Origin of the sequence: Vibrio cholerae ATCC 14035 (genome assembly GCF_000621645.1) — a bacterium.
GTDB classification, from domain to species: Bacteria; Pseudomonadota; Gammaproteobacteria; order Enterobacterales; family Vibrionaceae; genus Vibrio; species Vibrio cholerae.
The window spans coordinates 222,277-236,723 of the sequence record NZ_JHXR01000003.1 but is presented as its reverse complement, the minus strand read 5'-3'; the positions used below and the strand labels follow the sequence as shown (position 1 = coordinate 236,723).

Annotated in this window: 15 protein-coding genes; 3 read left to right on the top strand and 12 right to left on the bottom strand. The window is 46.2% G+C overall.

Going from position 1 to position 14,447, the window contains the following annotated elements; all coding sequences use genetic code 11:
* Positions 1-83: 83 nt before the first annotated feature.
* From T411_RS0104500 to T411_RS0104445, 12 genes are all read right to left on the bottom strand, one after another.
* Positions 84-1,601 (bottom strand): diguanylate cyclase, encoded by a 1,518-nt coding sequence (locus T411_RS0104500; RefSeq protein ID WP_001052610.1) that lies wholly within the window; start codon positions 1,599-1,601, stop codon positions 84-86.
* A 63-nt stretch (positions 1,602-1,664) separates the two neighbouring features.
* Complete coding sequence (locus T411_RS0104495) at positions 1,665-2,435, bottom strand: YggN family protein (RefSeq protein ID WP_001881981.1); 771 nt, start codon at positions 2,433-2,435, stop codon at positions 1,665-1,667.
* A 245-nt stretch (positions 2,436-2,680) separates the two neighbouring features.
* On the bottom strand, positions 2,681-3,763 hold the full coding sequence (dinB, locus tag T411_RS0104490) for a DNA polymerase IV (RefSeq protein WP_001153987.1): 1,083 nt from the start codon (positions 3,761-3,763) through the stop codon (positions 2,681-2,683).
* 108 nt (positions 3,764-3,871) lie between these two features.
* Positions 3,872-4,105: a (Na+)-NQR maturation NqrM gene (nqrM, locus tag T411_RS0104485; protein WP_001091359.1), complete on the bottom strand. Its 234-nt coding sequence runs from the start codon at positions 4,103-4,105 to the stop codon at positions 3,872-3,874.
* Positions 4,106-4,121: 16 nt separating this feature from the next.
* Entirely contained in the window at positions 4,122-5,126 is a 1,005-nt protein-coding gene (locus T411_RS0104480) for an FAD:protein FMN transferase (protein WP_001246830.1), read from the bottom strand.
* Between the two features lie 145 nt (positions 5,127-5,271).
* Entirely contained in the window at positions 5,272-6,498 is a 1,227-nt protein-coding gene (nqrF, locus tag T411_RS0104475; RefSeq protein WP_000103964.1) for an NADH:ubiquinone reductase (Na(+)-transporting) subunit F, read from the bottom strand.
* Positions 6,499-6,531: 33 nt separating this feature from the next.
* Positions 6,532-7,128: an NADH:ubiquinone reductase (Na(+)-transporting) subunit E gene (gene nqrE, locus T411_RS0104470; protein WP_000401432.1), complete on the bottom strand. Its 597-nt coding sequence runs from the start codon at positions 7,126-7,128 to the stop codon at positions 6,532-6,534.
* Between the two features lie 7 nt (positions 7,129-7,135).
* Complete coding sequence (locus T411_RS0104465; RefSeq protein ID WP_000092895.1) at positions 7,136-7,768, bottom strand: NADH:ubiquinone reductase (Na(+)-transporting) subunit D; 633 nt, start codon at positions 7,766-7,768, stop codon at positions 7,136-7,138.
* Positions 7,768-8,541, bottom strand: coding sequence for a Na(+)-translocating NADH-quinone reductase subunit C (locus tag T411_RS0104460; protein WP_000157902.1), 774 nt, complete (start codon positions 8,539-8,541; stop codon positions 7,768-7,770). Before T411_RS0104460 ends, T411_RS0104465 begins: the two co-directional genes overlap by 1 nt.
* Complete coding sequence (locus tag T411_RS0104455; protein WP_000523294.1) at positions 8,528-9,775, bottom strand: NADH:ubiquinone reductase (Na(+)-transporting) subunit B; 1,248 nt, start codon at positions 9,773-9,775, stop codon at positions 8,528-8,530. Before T411_RS0104455 ends, T411_RS0104460 begins: the two co-directional genes overlap by 14 nt.
* A 5-nt stretch (positions 9,776-9,780) precedes the next feature.
* The gene (locus tag T411_RS0104450; RefSeq protein WP_001906078.1) at positions 9,781-11,121 is read right to left on the bottom strand and encodes a Na(+)-translocating NADH-quinone reductase subunit A; all 1,341 of its coding nucleotides are present in this window, start codon (positions 11,119-11,121) and stop codon (positions 9,781-9,783) included.
* 484 nt (positions 11,122-11,605) lie between these two features.
* The gene (locus tag T411_RS0104445; RefSeq protein WP_000613859.1) at positions 11,606-11,926 is read right to left on the bottom strand and encodes a BolA family protein; all 321 of its coding nucleotides are present in this window, start codon (positions 11,924-11,926) and stop codon (positions 11,606-11,608) included.
* A gap of 164 nt (positions 11,927-12,090) precedes the next feature.
* On the opposite strand from T411_RS0104445, the gene T411_RS0104440 reads away from it, so the two are divergent.
* Genes T411_RS0104440 through T411_RS0104430 form a run of 3 tightly spaced genes read left to right on the top strand, consistent with a single transcriptional unit; the run spans position 12,091 to position 14,379 of the window.
* Positions 12,091-13,221, top strand: a complete 1,131-nt coding sequence (locus tag T411_RS0104440; protein WP_000845886.1) for a methyltransferase — start codon at positions 12,091-12,093, stop codon at positions 13,219-13,221.
* Positions 13,222-13,262: 41 nt separating this feature from the next.
* Complete coding sequence (locus T411_RS0104435) at positions 13,263-13,838, top strand: YajG family lipoprotein (RefSeq protein ID WP_000737547.1); 576 nt, start codon at positions 13,263-13,265, stop codon at positions 13,836-13,838.
* Positions 13,831-14,379 carry a peptidylprolyl isomerase gene (locus T411_RS0104430; protein WP_001140219.1) on the top strand — a complete coding sequence of 183 codons (549 nt, stop codon included), beginning with the start codon at positions 13,831-13,833 and terminating at the stop codon, positions 14,377-14,379. The genes T411_RS0104435 and T411_RS0104430 overlap by 8 nt, the downstream gene beginning before the upstream one ends.
* Positions 14,380-14,447 lie beyond the last annotated feature (68 nt).

Here is a 14,447-nt window from a genome sequence, read left to right as displayed (position 1 = left end):
ACAGAATCATTCGCTGAAAAATCACCCAATCACTTTACTTTTATCGACTCAAATCAAATTTCAAATGATGTATCGTTTAAAATTTAGACAAAATTTCGCACAACGTATCGATCTCGTCCGTGTTCTTTCGCATGATAAAGTGCCATATCCGCCTGATGGAACAAAGAGAGATAAGACTCCATCTTTGGAGAAATAGCATACACACCACCAATGCTCACCGTTAGATATTGGCAGAGTGCATCAACCGGATTTGCAATCGCGAGCTGCTCGATTTTGCTTCTCATCTGTTGTGCATACTGTTCTGCATCAAATGCACAGTCCGAAGCTAAAACAACACAAAACTCTTCTCCCCCAAAGCGCGCCACGATTTTCTCGCCATGGAACTCCACCGATTGGAGCACATCAGCAACGGAACATAAGGCTTCATCGCCAGCCAAATGACCAAAGCTGTCATTGAAACGTTTGAAAAAATCGATATCGACAAGAAACAGCACCAGATAGGCTTGCGGACGATCGCTCAAATAACTTTTAAGCTGCTTTTCTAAATGGCGACGATTGGAAATGCGGGTTAGTGGATCATGCTCAGACTGCCAACGTAACACTTGTTGACTATCCTCCAATTGTCCGACGATTCGGTTGATCGTAGTGGCAAATTCTTTCATCTCCGATGAGATAAAAGTACTCGCATCCGGCATTTTTCCGCCCGATGTTTTAAATTGTTGCAACACTTGACTGGCGGTCGTGATCGGTTTGATCAAGGCAATCACCACCCATAAATTGACTAAGTACATCACCAGTGAAAAGAACAGCAAAGCAAGAATTTCTTCGGTTCGAATGAAGGGAGGATGCTTAATGTGATGGTTAATTTTAAACAACACACTGGAATTACCGCTGTAATCGAGTTGCTTGATGTATGAAACATCCACTTCGTCTTGCGGTAAGGGCGCATCATTTTTACAGGTTAAGACTTCAATATCGACACCAGTGGCTTGCTCAACCACATTCGCAAACTGGGCGCGGACTTTTTTAATAAAGATTAAGAAACCTTTGTTACACCCTTTCCCATCACTGTCACAGACACGAGCCGTGGCAGCTAAATAGGGCTCATCCTCCACCACCATATAACGAACGGAAGTCGAGATTTCATCCACACTTAAACGTGTCGCCTGCTGTAAAATACGTGAAAAATCCGGCAATAAGTGCTCATAGCTAGAGCTCTGCCCCGTTGCTGCGTCATATTTCTTGCCCCAAACCAAATTGCCCTCAGGATCATAGATAAATACGCCATCGAGGAATTGTGAACTGAAAGCGTGCTCTCCAATATTGCTTTGTGTGAACTCAAGGGTGGGTTTTGCAATGAAGTCTGCCATTTCATCCCAAGCGGCATAATCTGCCAAAGAAGCCCCCATCGCCTTACGTTCTAACGACAACAAGGTTTCAACCCGCTGCAACTCGGCCTGTTGTAACTGCAGCACTTGCGCAACTTCACGATCATGTGACCAGAAATATTTAAAGGTCAGATAAAACATTAAAAAGCCTAACACCACCGCTAACGCATTGAGTGTCGTTAGCCAGCGTAGGCTAAAGTTATTTAAATTCATATCACCATCGTCATAATAAACCTTTACTTAGAACAAAAGAGCGCAGGTCACGCTCTTATCAGTTTAGATGGTGAAGACTTGATAGTTCTTTAGTTGAGGGATCTTTTTGTGTAATTGCTGTTCTTGTTGCGTCATTTTGTTCAGCGTATCACACCACTCTCGTCCTTGTTTCTCAAACGTCGAGCTTTGTTCTTTTAGCTTGCTGTCCAATTTGTTTTTTAAATCCGCCATGTTTTTACCAAGCTGGCTAAGATTCACCCCGCCCTCCTGCTGCATTTTATTCGCCATCACATCAAACGCACTAGTAAAAAATTGCTGCGTGAGGACTTCTTTTCCCTGCGCTAATTTCTGTTGCCATCGAGTTTGCATTGCAGCAAACGTTTCAGCGGGAACAACCAAATCACCATTTTTAAAGTACTCAGCTTTCGCTTCAGCAAACAAGGTGGCCATAGAGGTTTTCACATTATTAAACGCTTGTGGGGCCTCTAAAGAGAGTGCAACATCGTCAACTAACTGATTGGCTAGCTTCAAACTATCGTCTGCCCATCGCTGAGCTTTTGGCAGTAAACTGGTCAACTGCTCACGATACTGACGTACCGCTGCCTGCTGATCTGCGTTAAGCGAAACTCTCTTACCTTGAATATAAAGATTGTTCTGCTTATCGATCAGCGCTTTATCACTGCTGGTACGCCGGATCTCAATACGTTGAGTATTAAGATGCACTTCATTTTGGATATCCACCTGACATTGTGCCGCCCAAGTGGAGGAACTCATTAATAGCGCTAAGGTTAAAAACGATTTTTTCATGGTGTTCTCTGGCCGATTTTTTGCCAACTATAATCAATCCTGATGAATACTACGCCAATAAAACGTCAAAAATGACACTTTCCTGCCGTTTATTGTTCAATTCATCAAATCCCCCCCCTGATAAAGGAACCCAAAGTTGAACTCTCTCTCATTCATTTAGAGTGGTATATCAATAACAAACACACTATACCAAACGATTTGCATTAGGCGACGAAAGGATAACGCTCTTTATCACCCCACTCCATGATGTCTGTTTTAAGAGAGGCATCGGCCTATTGCCATCCATCACTCGGAAACATCGATAGCTGTTTCATCTGCAATTCCGGCTTAAGCATGACACTTAAACCAAGTAAGCGAATTTCTCGTCCTTGCTGGCGAGTTAACACTTGCTCTAACAGCTCGTGGAAGTAGTCGAGCTCTAATGCAGGGTGAACATGCTCAATGGTTGTCTGTTGGAAATCAGCAAATTTCACTTTAATGCCTTGTTTAATAATGCCTCGCTGTGGGTGAGCCCGACTCAAACGAGCATCTAGCTCCGGATACAATTTCTGTTCAATCACTTGCCAACACTCCTGAAACGTCGAAATGTTTTGGCTAAAGGTGTACTCCACACCGACAGATTTTCGTTCGCGCTCAGTCACCACTTCACGTTCATCAATGCCGTGACTTTTTTTCCACAAAGAAGCACCTAAACGCCCAAATTGATGCAGTAACTTGCGATAGTCCGCTCGCCTTACATCCGCTCCGACATAAAGACCGGCTTGATGCAGCTTTTCTAACGCCACTTTGCCAACACCCGGAATCTTTTCCAGCGGCAAACTATCGACCATCTCCTGAACTTTGTCAGGCGTCACCACATACAAGCCATTAGGTTTATTTAAGTCGGACGCAACTTTTGCAAGAAACTTGATCGGCGCAACACCAGCGGACGCCGTTAAATTCAACTCTTGCCAGATATCACGTCGAATCGCTTGAGCAATTAAGGTCGCACTACCTTGATAGGCAGTCGATTCACTGACATCAAGATAGGCCTCATCAAGTGAAAGAGGCTCAATCAACGAGGTATAACGCTGAAAAATAGTTTGGATTTGTTGAGAAACACTTTTGTAGACAGACATCCGCCCCGGGACGACATGCAGTTGTGGGCAGAGTTTTAATGCCTGAGCGGTAGGCATAGCAGAACGAACGCCAAATTTGCGCGCCTGATAGTTGCATGTACTGATCACTCCACGCTGCTTTTCATGTCCGCCCACGGCCAGTGCTATCTCTCGATACGCAGGGTTATCCCGCATTTCAACGGCAGCGAAAAAGCAGTCCATATCGACATGGATGATTTTACGAATTCTGTCTTGCATAGCCCACCAATACTGTATACATAAACAGTATAATAATAAGCCATCGATAAGGAAAGTCTGATAAACAAAAAGCCCGCCGGAGCGAGCTTTTTGATGCGATAGCACGAATTATGCGATCCGATCTTTTTCCCAAGCCGCAAGACGCTCGGCGCGGGCGGCTGCTTTAGCTTCACGTTTTTTACGTGCATCACAAGGCTCAGGGCAATTGCAGACTTTTTCGATGCCCACTGCACCTAAACCACCACAGCTGCCTTTCACCACTTTACGTTGGAAAATGTAACCAACGGCCATGGCGGCAATCACGGCCAGAAAGAAACCAAAAGTAATCAAAAAGGTGTTCATTGTTTTATGCTCACTATTACTTACTTAAAAACGGTTTAAAGCTGCTTGATGCGTACTCTTTAAAGCCATCATCCGTTTTCACAATCATTAAAACCGGGATCTGGTTGGCTTCTGCGACAGCCATACCACGCTCTTCGCCCATGACCATCAAGCCTGTCGCTAAGCCATCCGCCGTCATACAAGACTTATCCAGTACCGTCACGGAGACCACGCGGTTATTGATTGGGCGTCCGGTAGTTGGATCGATGATATGCGAGTAACGAACGCCATCTTGCTCAAAGTAGTTACGGTAATCACCGGAGGTTGCGATCGCATAATCACCCGGTTCGATGATCTCTTGTACACTACGCTGATCAACACTTGGCTTTTCTATCGCAATACGCCAGGGAACACCATCACGGTTCAGTCCTTTCAAACGGATTTCTCCGCCAATTTCTACCATGTAGTTTTCGATACCTTGAGATTGAAGGTAATCGGCGACCACATCTACTCCCCAACCTTTGGCAATCGTAGACAAGTCGACATACAGTTCAGGAATATCTTTACTCAGCGTATTCCCTTCAATCGTCAGATGCTCAATGCCAGTAATAGCACGACGCGCATTCAGCTCTTCATCGGTTGGTACCACATCAGGACGGGCTTCAGGGCCAAATCCCCACAGATTAACCAAAGGTCCGACGGTCACATCTAAAGCACCTTCAGTAAGACCGTTCAAACGAATCGCCTCTTTCACCACGGTTAACGTTTGTGTAGAAACGGCAAAAGGTTCGCTACTGGTATGCTGGTTAAAACGGCTGAGCTCAGAGTCTTTACGGTAAGTCGACATTTGATCGTTCACTTCTTCAAGGAGTCGATCAATCTCGGTTTGCAGTGTTTTCGAATCCGCAATTCCCGGCTGTTGAATGTATTTGATGTTGTAAGTGGTTCCCATGGTTGGGCCACTGAGATGTACCTGCTCTGCGGGCTTTTCACAGCCAGCCAGCAAGAGAAGAGAAGCTAATGCAACAAGCCAATTTCTCACTTGTTTACTCCTTTCATAGTTAAAAATTGATATGGGAAATACCGATACCCTAAACCAGATAACCATCGACACTTTCAATATCCAATTTGTAAAAAACAATGGCTGACTCGAACGAGCCAGCCATCGCAGTGTAGCGAGTTATCGATTAACCACCGAAGTCATCCAGTAGGATGTTTTCCTCTTCTACACCTAGGTTTTTCAGCATGTTGATCACTGCCGCGTTCATCATCGGAGGTCCACACATGTAGTATTCACAATCTTCCGGAGCTTCGTGATCCTTCAGATAGTTTTCATACAGTACGTTATGGATGAAACCGGTGTAGCCTGTCCAGTTATCTTCTGGTTGAGGATCTGACAGAGCACAGTGCCATACGAAGTTGTCATTCTCAGCCGCTAGGCCATCGAAATCTTCCACGTAGAACATTTCACGCTTAGAACGCGCACCGTACCAATAAGACATCTTACGCTTAGACTTCAGACGCTTCAGTTGGTCAAAGATATGCGAACGCATTGGCGCCATACCCGCACCACCACCGATAAATACCATCTCTGCATCCGTGTCTTTCGCGAAGAACTCACCGAACGGACCAGAAATCGTACATTTATCACCGGCTTTCAGTGACCAGATGTAAGAAGACATTTGGCCTGGTGGCACATTTGGATTATTTGGCGGCGGAGTCGCGATACGCACGTTCAGCATGATGATGCCAAACTCTTCAGGGTAGTTCGCCATTGAGTATGCACGGATGATTGGCTCATCCACTTTAGACTCATAACGGAACAGATTGAATTTGTCCCAGTCACCACGGTATTTCTCAGGTACATCAAAATCGGCGTACTTAACATGGTGCGCAGGCGCTTCAATCTGAATGTAACCACCCGCACGGAATGGTACTGATTCACCATCAGGAATCGCAAGCTTCAGCTCTTTGATGAAAGTGGCTTTGTTATCGTTAGAGATAACCGTACATTCCCACTTCTTCACGCCAAAGATCTCTTCTGGCAGTTCCAGATCCATATCTGCTTTTACAGCAACCTGACACGCCAAACGCTCACCTTCACGGGCTTCGCCTTTGCTGATGTGATCCAGTTCTGTCGGCAGAATATCACCGCCACCTGATTTGATTTTTACACGGCATTGGCCACATGAACCACCACCACCACAAGCTGAAGATACGAATACACCAGCGCCTGCCAGTGCAGTCAGCAACTTACCACCCGGTTGGGTTACGATCGCTTTTTCAGGATCGCCATTAATAGAAATTGTAATGTCACCTGTTGGTACTAGCTTGGATTTGGCGAACAGAATCACCAGAACCAAAGCCAGTATAATCAGGGTAAACATCACTACACCAAAAATAATAGTAGACATTAACTATTCCTTTATTGCTGCGGTTTACCCGACTTACAGTTGAACACCAGAGAAAGACATGAAGCCCAACGCCATCAAGCCAGCCGTGATAAAGGTAATACCTAAACCACGCAGACCTGGAGGAACGTCTGAATACTTCATCTTCTCACGGATACCTGCAAGAGCGACGATAGCCAGCATCCAACCCACACCAGAACCGAAACCGTATACCACTGATTCAGCAAAGCTGTAGTCGCGCTGCACCATGAAAGACACACCACCGAAGATCGCACAGTTTACTGTGATCAGCGGAAGGAAGATGCCCAGTGCGTTATACAGAGGCGGGAAGAAGCGATCGAGGATCATTTCCAGAATCTGTACTAATGCCGCAATAACACCGATAAAGGTAATAAAGTTGAGGAAGCTAAGATCTACCCCTTCAACCAGTGCATCTGGCTTAAGCACAAGGTTGTACACCAGATTGTTAACTGGTACAGAGATAGTCAGTACTACGATTACCGCAATACCTAAGCCGAATGATGTCTTAACTTTCTTCGACACCGCCAAGAATGTACACATCCCTAGGAAGAAAGAGAGTGCCATGTTCTCGATGAAAATCGATTTCACCAGCAGACTAATATAATGTTCCATGACAACCTTACTCCTTCGCTTCTACTTGTTCTGGTTTGAACGTGCGAATCGCCCAAATCATGAAGCCGATCAGGAAGAATGCTGAAGGTGCGAGTAGCATCAGGCCGTTTGGCTGATACCAACCACCGTTGCTGATCAGAGGCAGAACTTCCAAGCCAAATAGCTTACCTGAGCCTAAAAGCTCACGGAAGAAACCAACCGTCATCAGCACGAAACCGTATCCTAAACCGTTACCAATACCATCAATGAAAGAAGGAATTGGTTCAGACTTCATTGCAAACGCTTCTGCACGACCCATTACGATACAGTTGGTGATAATCAGACCAACGAATACCGACAGTTGCTTAGAAATATCGTACAGATACGCTTTCAGAATCTGGTCTACCACGATAACTAACGAAGCGATAATCGCCATTTGTACGATAATACGCACACTGTTAGGAATGTGGTTACGGATCAGAGAAACGAAGAAGTTAGACAATGCAGTAACAAACATTACCGCTAGCGTCATAACAAATGCCGTTTCCAGCTTAGTGGTTACCGCCAGTGCAGAACACACACCCAGAACTTGCAGTGCAATCGGGTTGTTGTCCAAAACTGGGGCTAACACACTCTTTTTCAGCTCTTTTGCGCTAGACATTAGTTAAGACCTCCGTCACGAACTTTTGTCAGGAATGGACCAAAGCCCATATCACCCAACCAGAAGTCGAAGGTGTTTTGTACGCCATTACTGGTCAAAGTTGCGCCAGACAGACCGTCTACGCCATGCTCTGAACCTTGAGGTGCACCACCTTTGACAATCTTGATCGCAGGTTTGTGGTTTTCATCAAACAGCTTTTTACCGACCCATTGAGCACGCCAAGCTGGGTTTTCAACTTCGCCACCCAATCCCGGTGTTTCACCTTGTTCATAGTAGGTCAAACCTGAAACCGTGTTACCGTCAGTTTCTACTGCTACAAACGCGTACATCATCGACCATAGGCCGTTACCGTGTACAGGCAGAATCACCTTGCTGGTTTTGTCGCCGTCTTTCACCAGATAAACCACACCAACATTCGCACGACGTTGGATCTTCGCTTTATCTTGTTCAGCGGTCAGCTTGATAGATTCAGAGGCTTCTTTCGCTGCTTTACGTTGATCGTAGTTAGCTGCATCGCCTTCAACAAAGTCACCCGTGTTGAAGTCAACCAGACGTGGTTCAATGCTTTTATTGAACAATTCAACGATTTGTTTACTGCCTTTCGCTTCAATGCCAGCCACTTGCAGGATCTTGCTCTGCTTGTCTAATGCCGCATTTTCTTTTTGCTTGTCACGCAGACCGACAGCCGCTGCCGATACAATGATTGAGCACACTAGGCTCAACGCGATAACAACAAACAGCGTCTTTTTAATGCTATCGTTATTGCTTGCCATAGCGCGCTAATCTCCGCTTGATATTTCTCTCTACAACCACATGGTCAAACAGTGGCGCAAATAGGTTCGCGAATAGGATCGCCAGCATCATGCCTTCTGGGTAAGCCGGGTTCACAACACGGATCAGCACACACATAACACCGATCAGAATACCGTAAGCCCATTTACCGCTATTGGTGAAGGACGCAGAAACTGGGTCAGTCGCCATGAAGAACATACCGAATGCGAAACCACCCAATACTAGGTGCCAATGCCAAGGCATGTTGAACATTGCGTTGGTATCTGAGCCAATCACGTTAAACAGTGTCGACAGCAGGATCATACCAATCATCACGCCGCCAATAATGCGCCATGAAGCAATGCCCATATAAACAATGAACGCTGCACCAATCATGAGTGCCAGAGTAGACACTTCACCAATTGAACCTGGGATGTTACCGATGAAAGCATCCATCCAAGTGATCGTTTGACCAGTCGCGTTGTTAATCAGTGCACCTGCACCACCTTGTGCCCATTGGCTCAGCGCAGTTGCGCCTGAGTAGCCATCTGCCGCAGTCCATACTAGGTCACCTGAGATCTGTGCTGGGTAAGCAAAGAACAGGAAAGCACGGCCAGCCAGCGCTGGGTTAAGGAAGTTACGGCCTGTACCACCAAACACTTCTTTGGCAACCACAACACCAAAGGTAATACCCAGTGCAGCTTGCCACAGAGGCAGAGTTGGCGGAACAATCAGAGCAAACAGAATAGAGGTAACGAAGAAACCTTCGTTGACTTCATGCTTGCGCACCATACAGAACAACACTTCCCAGAAACCACCGACGATGAACACCGTAGCGTAGATAGGTAGGAAGTAGGTTGCACCCAACAGCATTTTACTGCCCCAACCAGCATCGCTTGACATGGTTCCGCCAAGCATTTCGGTTAGCCAGTAGTGCCAGTTACCCGCCACAATCGCCGCGAGTTGATCACCTGAATACAGATGGTTAAGTGCTGCAATAGCTTGGCCGCCAGCGTTGTACATACCCCAGAACATCGCTGGGAATACGGCAAGCCAAACCATGATCATGATACGTTTTAGGTCAACGCTATCACGAACGTGCGAGCTTCTTTTGGTTACCAGACCTGGTGTATAGAACAGCGTCGCCGCTGCTTCATACAGGGCAAACCACTTCTCGTGTTTGCCGCCTGGCTCAAAATGATGCTCGATGTCTTCAAGAAACTTTTTAAGGCCCATGGAAATTACCCTTCTTTCTCGATCTTGTCTAAGCACTCACGCAGGAGCTGACCGTACTCGTATTTGCCTGGGCAAACGAACGTACACAGTGCTAGATCTTCTTCATCCAGCTCTAAAGCACCTAAGCGAACCGCGCTGTCACTGTCACCAGCACACAGATCACGAAGCAACAAGGTTGGCTCCATATCTAGTGGCATGACCTTCTCATAGTTACCGATTGGAACCATAGATCGATCACTACCATTAGTGGTTGTGGTCATGTTGTACACTTGGCCCTTGAATAGGTGACCAAGGAAAGAGCGAGTCACAGAGAACTTGTTCTTACCCGGCATCGCCCAACCAAACAGTTCTTTATCACGTCCTTCACGAAGAACAGAGACCTGTAGGTGGTAACGACCAAGATAAGCGTGTGGTCCAGTGGCTTTCGTACCAGACAGCACAGAGCCAGAGATGATGCGTACTTCGCCAGGCATGATTTCGCTGTCCACCAGTTGCTCTAGTGATGCGCCCATGACAGTGCGAACCAAACGAGGTTTGTTCACCACCGGGCCGGCAAGAGAAACCACACGCTGGGTGTATAGCTCGCCCGTCAGGAACAGTTGACCTACTGCGATCACGTCCTGATAGTTGATGCTCCACGCCACGTGGTCTGCACTTACTGGATAGAGGAAATGCATGTGAGTGCCAGCTAAGCCTGCAGGATGTGGGCCGTCAAAGACATGTTCTTCAACATTCGGCTGTTGAGAACGTGGCAAGCTGGTGCCTTTTTTACAAACGTACACTTTGCCAGTTGTCAGTGCGGAAAGCACATCTAGACCAGCAACGAAGGCTTCAGATTGTTCATTGATCACAACGGTCGGCTCAGCTGCCAACGGATTGGTATCCATAGCAGTGACAAAAATGGCTTCAGAAGTGGAATCAATGGCTGGAACCTTGCTGAACGGACGAGTACGGAAAGCAGTCCAAAGACCAGACTCAACCAGCTGAGTTTTGATCGCATCGCGATTCAAACTGGCTAATTGATTGGCTTCAAACTTGTCGAAGGTCACTTGGTCATCACCCGCCACTTCAATCACTACAGACTGAAGAACGCGCTTTGCACCACGATTGATTTCAACCACTTTACCGCTGACTGGTGAAGTAAATTTCACACCCGGATTCTTCTTATCTTCAAAAAGAATCTGAGCTTTTTTTACTTCATCACCTACGCGGACATGCATAGTAGGACGCATGCCAACGTACTCTTCGCCAAGCAAGGCGACTTTTTTGATGGCTTTACCATCACTAATCACCTGGGAAGGAGTTCCTGCGATAGGAAGGTCCAATCCCTTTTTTATTGTAATCATACGCACTTGCACTACTTTTATCGGGAAAAAGATTCTTTCATTGCGCAAATTCGAGGCGCACTCCGTTTGCCTTGTCCTTACAACTGAACAACGCTAGCGGAATCCTTACCTCGGTAGACACGACATTGTTTGTGTCCGTTTTTAATGGCTTGAACCATTAAAATCGCAACATCCTTTTAAAAATCCCATCACAAATCATGTGGGGGATTTGTCAGGTGCTGTAGTCTAGCATCTTTTGGGAACTTGATGCCATGACCAATGCCCTGAATCACTGTTTAATTTCAAACGAATCCGGAGTGAAAGGCTAAGAAATCATCATATTTTTGAAGCATCGCACAAACTCACTAAGGCCTATTTTATGTGGGCCTATTGACTGACTTAAGCCACTAAACCCCTGCATAACCTGAAATATTCGAACTCATTTGTTTAAACCGTGTTAATAATTTGCTCAAAATCCAATCAAGCGTTATAGGTATCAAACCTATCATTGAGCGCTTTTGCGCGAGCCCCCCAAACACATTGGGCTTTCTGGACTTTCCTGATTCATTTGCTGCCACTCTTGAGTCGTGTAGGTATGAATGGCGAGCGCGTGGATATGATTCGCTAACTCATCCGCCAAGGTTTGATTGACCAAACGATGACGAGCGACAGGACGCAGGCCGGCAAAGCGTTCACTCACTACTGTGACCTTAAAATGACTCTCCGAACCTCGCGGCACGTTGTGCATATCACTTTCATTAATCACTTTCAGAAACTCGGGCTGAAATTCATCACTCAGCTTCTTTTCAATAACATCTTGAATCATATTGCTTTCCTTGTTGAACACTTGAGTGTCGACAACATGACAAATTGAGAATAGACCATAGCGGGTCTTGCGTGTGGCTAAAAATGCAAAAACCTAGGTTTTCATTTGCTGTTTTATTGCCATCTGAGACAATGCGCCGTCAATTTACTAGAAACACGAGCAATATGAAAACTGAGCTTACTTTGCTTGAGCAGACGCTCACTCTTCATCGTTTCCCAAAGCGCAATAACGAAACTTTGCAAGCTTGGGATGCCGGCGATGAGTACCTCATCCAGCATGTGGAACAACTCGCCCTCCCAGAATCTAGCCATATAGTGATCATTAATGACCATTTCGGCACTTTAAGTTGTTGGTTTAGTCAAAAACATAAAGTCAGCATGATGAGTGACTCCTACATTGCCCATCAAGCGACTCAAGCGAATTTGCAGCAAAATCAGCGTCCGCCAGTTCAGTTACTGACGACGTTGGATCCGGTCCCTAATGATGCCTCTGTCGTGCTACTGCAACTGCCCAAGAGTAATCGTCATCTGGTGTGGATCCTGAGCCAACTGCGTAAAGCCCTTTCGCCGAACATCCCGATCATTGCGGTGAATAAAGCGAAGGAGATTCATACATCAACCTTGAATCTGTTTGAAAAGCATCTAGGCCCCACCACCACTTCGCTGGCGTGGAAAAAACATCGTTTAGTGTTCAGTTCTGCGACGGTGAATCCCGCTAATGAGGTTAACCCTGAATGCGGTTGGAGCATTGAGCCTTATGCTATCACCCTCACTAACTTACCGAATGTGTATTCGGGTGAAAGTTTAGATCTGGGTTCCAGATTTATCCTTGAGCATTTGCCAGCCGATCCGACTCTGGAAGACTTTATTGATCTTGGGTGTGGCAATGGCGTGTTATCGGTTCGTCTCGGACAATTAAACCCACAAGCGAAGATCACCTGTGTTGATGAAAGCTTTATGGCGATCGCCTCCGCACAAAAAAACTTACACGACAATCTCGGTAAACGAGATATTCACTGTATCGCCAACAACTGTCTGGATGGTTTCCCAGCGCACAGTAGTTCAATGATTGTGTGTAATCCGCCGTTCCATCAACAACAAACCATTACGGATCACATCGCGTGGCAAATGTTCTGTGACTCAAAGCATGTTCTGAAAAAAGGCGGGAAATTATGGGTGATCGGCAATCGCCACCTCGGCTACGATGTAAAACTGGCAAGATTGTTTGGTAAAAGTCATGTTAGAGTGATCGCCAACAACAGTAAATTTGTTATCTTACAAGCTATTAAATCTTGAGCCTTGCGGCTGTGTGCACAATAAAACGAAAGGAATTAACCATGAAAAAACTGGTTCTTGCGGCTTCAATCGCTTTACTTACCGCTTGTTCTGCTCCTCAGCAGAGTCAAATCAACGTTAACCCTCAAGCGGCATTAAGCCAAAATGCGATTGTGAATAACAGCAGCTTTTCGCTGGTCAGCAAAGATGTGCGTTCAGCGCAATATGTGGCTTTAGTCGATAGTGGTCGTAACAATATTGAGCCCATTCATCCACGCCAAAATGTGCGCATTACGCTAGAAAACGCCCTGGCTGAACAGTTTGGATCGCAAGGTTTCCGTCTCAGCGTCAATAGTGAAAACACCATCACTCTCGAAATCCAAGAACTTTTGGTCTCCGTGAAGCACTCAATCATGGAAAACCAAATGGATGGCAGCGTGGTATTGGAAATCACGGCTGAAACACCAAGAGGCAAGTTGGTGAAAAGCTACACAGGCACCGCAAAACGTACTGGCGTTCTCAGTGCCTCTAACGATGAAATTGAAACCGTACTCAATGACGTGATCAACACTGTGCTCAAAGAGATCGCTAACGATGCCGAGCTGCAAAACTACATGCAGGAGCGCTTTAATGGCTAAGTCATGGCTATTGGCAACCGTAGCACTGGTCAGCAGTTGCGTGTGGGCGGGTCCCAAAGTCGCAGTGGAAACCACACTCGGCAATTTCACGATCGAGCTGAATCAAGAAAAAGCACCGATCTCGGTTGCGAATTTCTTACGCTATGTGGATGACGGCAGCTATGTTGGCAGCCAATTTCATCGCGTGATCCCAGGCTTTATGGCGCAAGGAGGTGGCTTTGATGCTTATCTTAATCAGCTACCGACTTACGCCCCGATCGAGAATGAAGCCAGCAATGGCTTGCGTAATGATACCGCGACCATTGCCATGGCTCGTACGCAAAACCCGAATTCGGCAACAAGACAGTTTTACATTAACTTGGTGGATAATGATTTCTTGAACTATGCCGCAAAGCCGCCGGGCTATGCGGTGTTTGGTCAAGTGATCGAAGGGTTTGATGTGATTGAAAAAATGGCTCAGCAACCGACTCAAAATAAAGGTCGAATGCAGAACGTTCCTGTCACACCCATCGTCATTAATAAAGTCACTCGCTTACCTTAAACTGCCTCACCGCACTCCTGAACTCGGGAGTGCGGCAATCATCATAATCACATGCAAAAGGACTCGTT

What these genes read in the sequence shown, in the direction of transcription:
- T411_RS0104435 (WP_000737547.1), top strand. Translation starts at nt 13,263, where the DNA reads ATGAAAAAACTGGTTCTTGCGGCTTCAATCGCTTTACTTACCGCTTGT.
- T411_RS0104430 (WP_001140219.1), top strand. Translation starts at nt 13,831, where the DNA reads ATGGCTAAGTCATGGCTATTGGCAACCGTAGCACTGGTCAGCAGTTGC.
- T411_RS0104440 (WP_000845886.1), top strand. Translation starts at nt 12,091, where the DNA reads ATGAAAACTGAGCTTACTTTGCTTGAGCAGACGCTCACTCTTCATCGT.
- T411_RS0104460 (WP_000157902.1), bottom strand. Translation starts at nt 8,541, where the DNA reads ATGGCAAGCAATAACGATAGCATTAAAAAGACGCTGTTTGTTGTTATC.
- dinB (WP_001153987.1), bottom strand. Translation starts at nt 3,763, where the DNA reads ATGCAAGACAGAATTCGTAAAATCATCCATGTCGATATGGACTGCTTT.
- T411_RS0104450 (WP_001906078.1), bottom strand. Translation starts at nt 11,121, where the DNA reads ATGATTACAATAAAAAAGGGATTGGACCTTCCTATCGCAGGAACTCCT.
- nqrE (WP_000401432.1), bottom strand. Translation starts at nt 7,128, where the DNA reads ATGGAACATTATATTAGTCTGCTGGTGAAATCGATTTTCATCGAGAAC.
- T411_RS0104445 (WP_000613859.1), bottom strand. Translation starts at nt 11,926, where the DNA reads ATGATTCAAGATGTTATTGAAAAGAAGCTGAGTGATGAATTTCAGCCC.
- T411_RS0104500 (WP_001052610.1), bottom strand. Translation starts at nt 1,601, where the DNA reads ATGAATTTAAATAACTTTAGCCTACGCTGGCTAACGACACTCAATGCG.
- T411_RS0104465 (WP_000092895.1), bottom strand. Translation starts at nt 7,768, where the DNA reads ATGTCTAGCGCAAAAGAGCTGAAAAAGAGTGTGTTAGCCCCAGTTTTG.
- T411_RS0104455 (WP_000523294.1), bottom strand. Translation starts at nt 9,775, where the DNA reads ATGGGCCTTAAAAAGTTTCTTGAAGACATCGAGCATCATTTTGAGCCA.
- nqrF (WP_000103964.1), bottom strand. Translation starts at nt 6,498, where the DNA reads ATGTCTACTATTATTTTTGGTGTAGTGATGTTTACCCTGATTATACTG.
- nqrM (WP_001091359.1), bottom strand. Translation starts at nt 4,105, where the DNA reads ATGAACACCTTTTTGATTACTTTTGGTTTCTTTCTGGCCGTGATTGCC.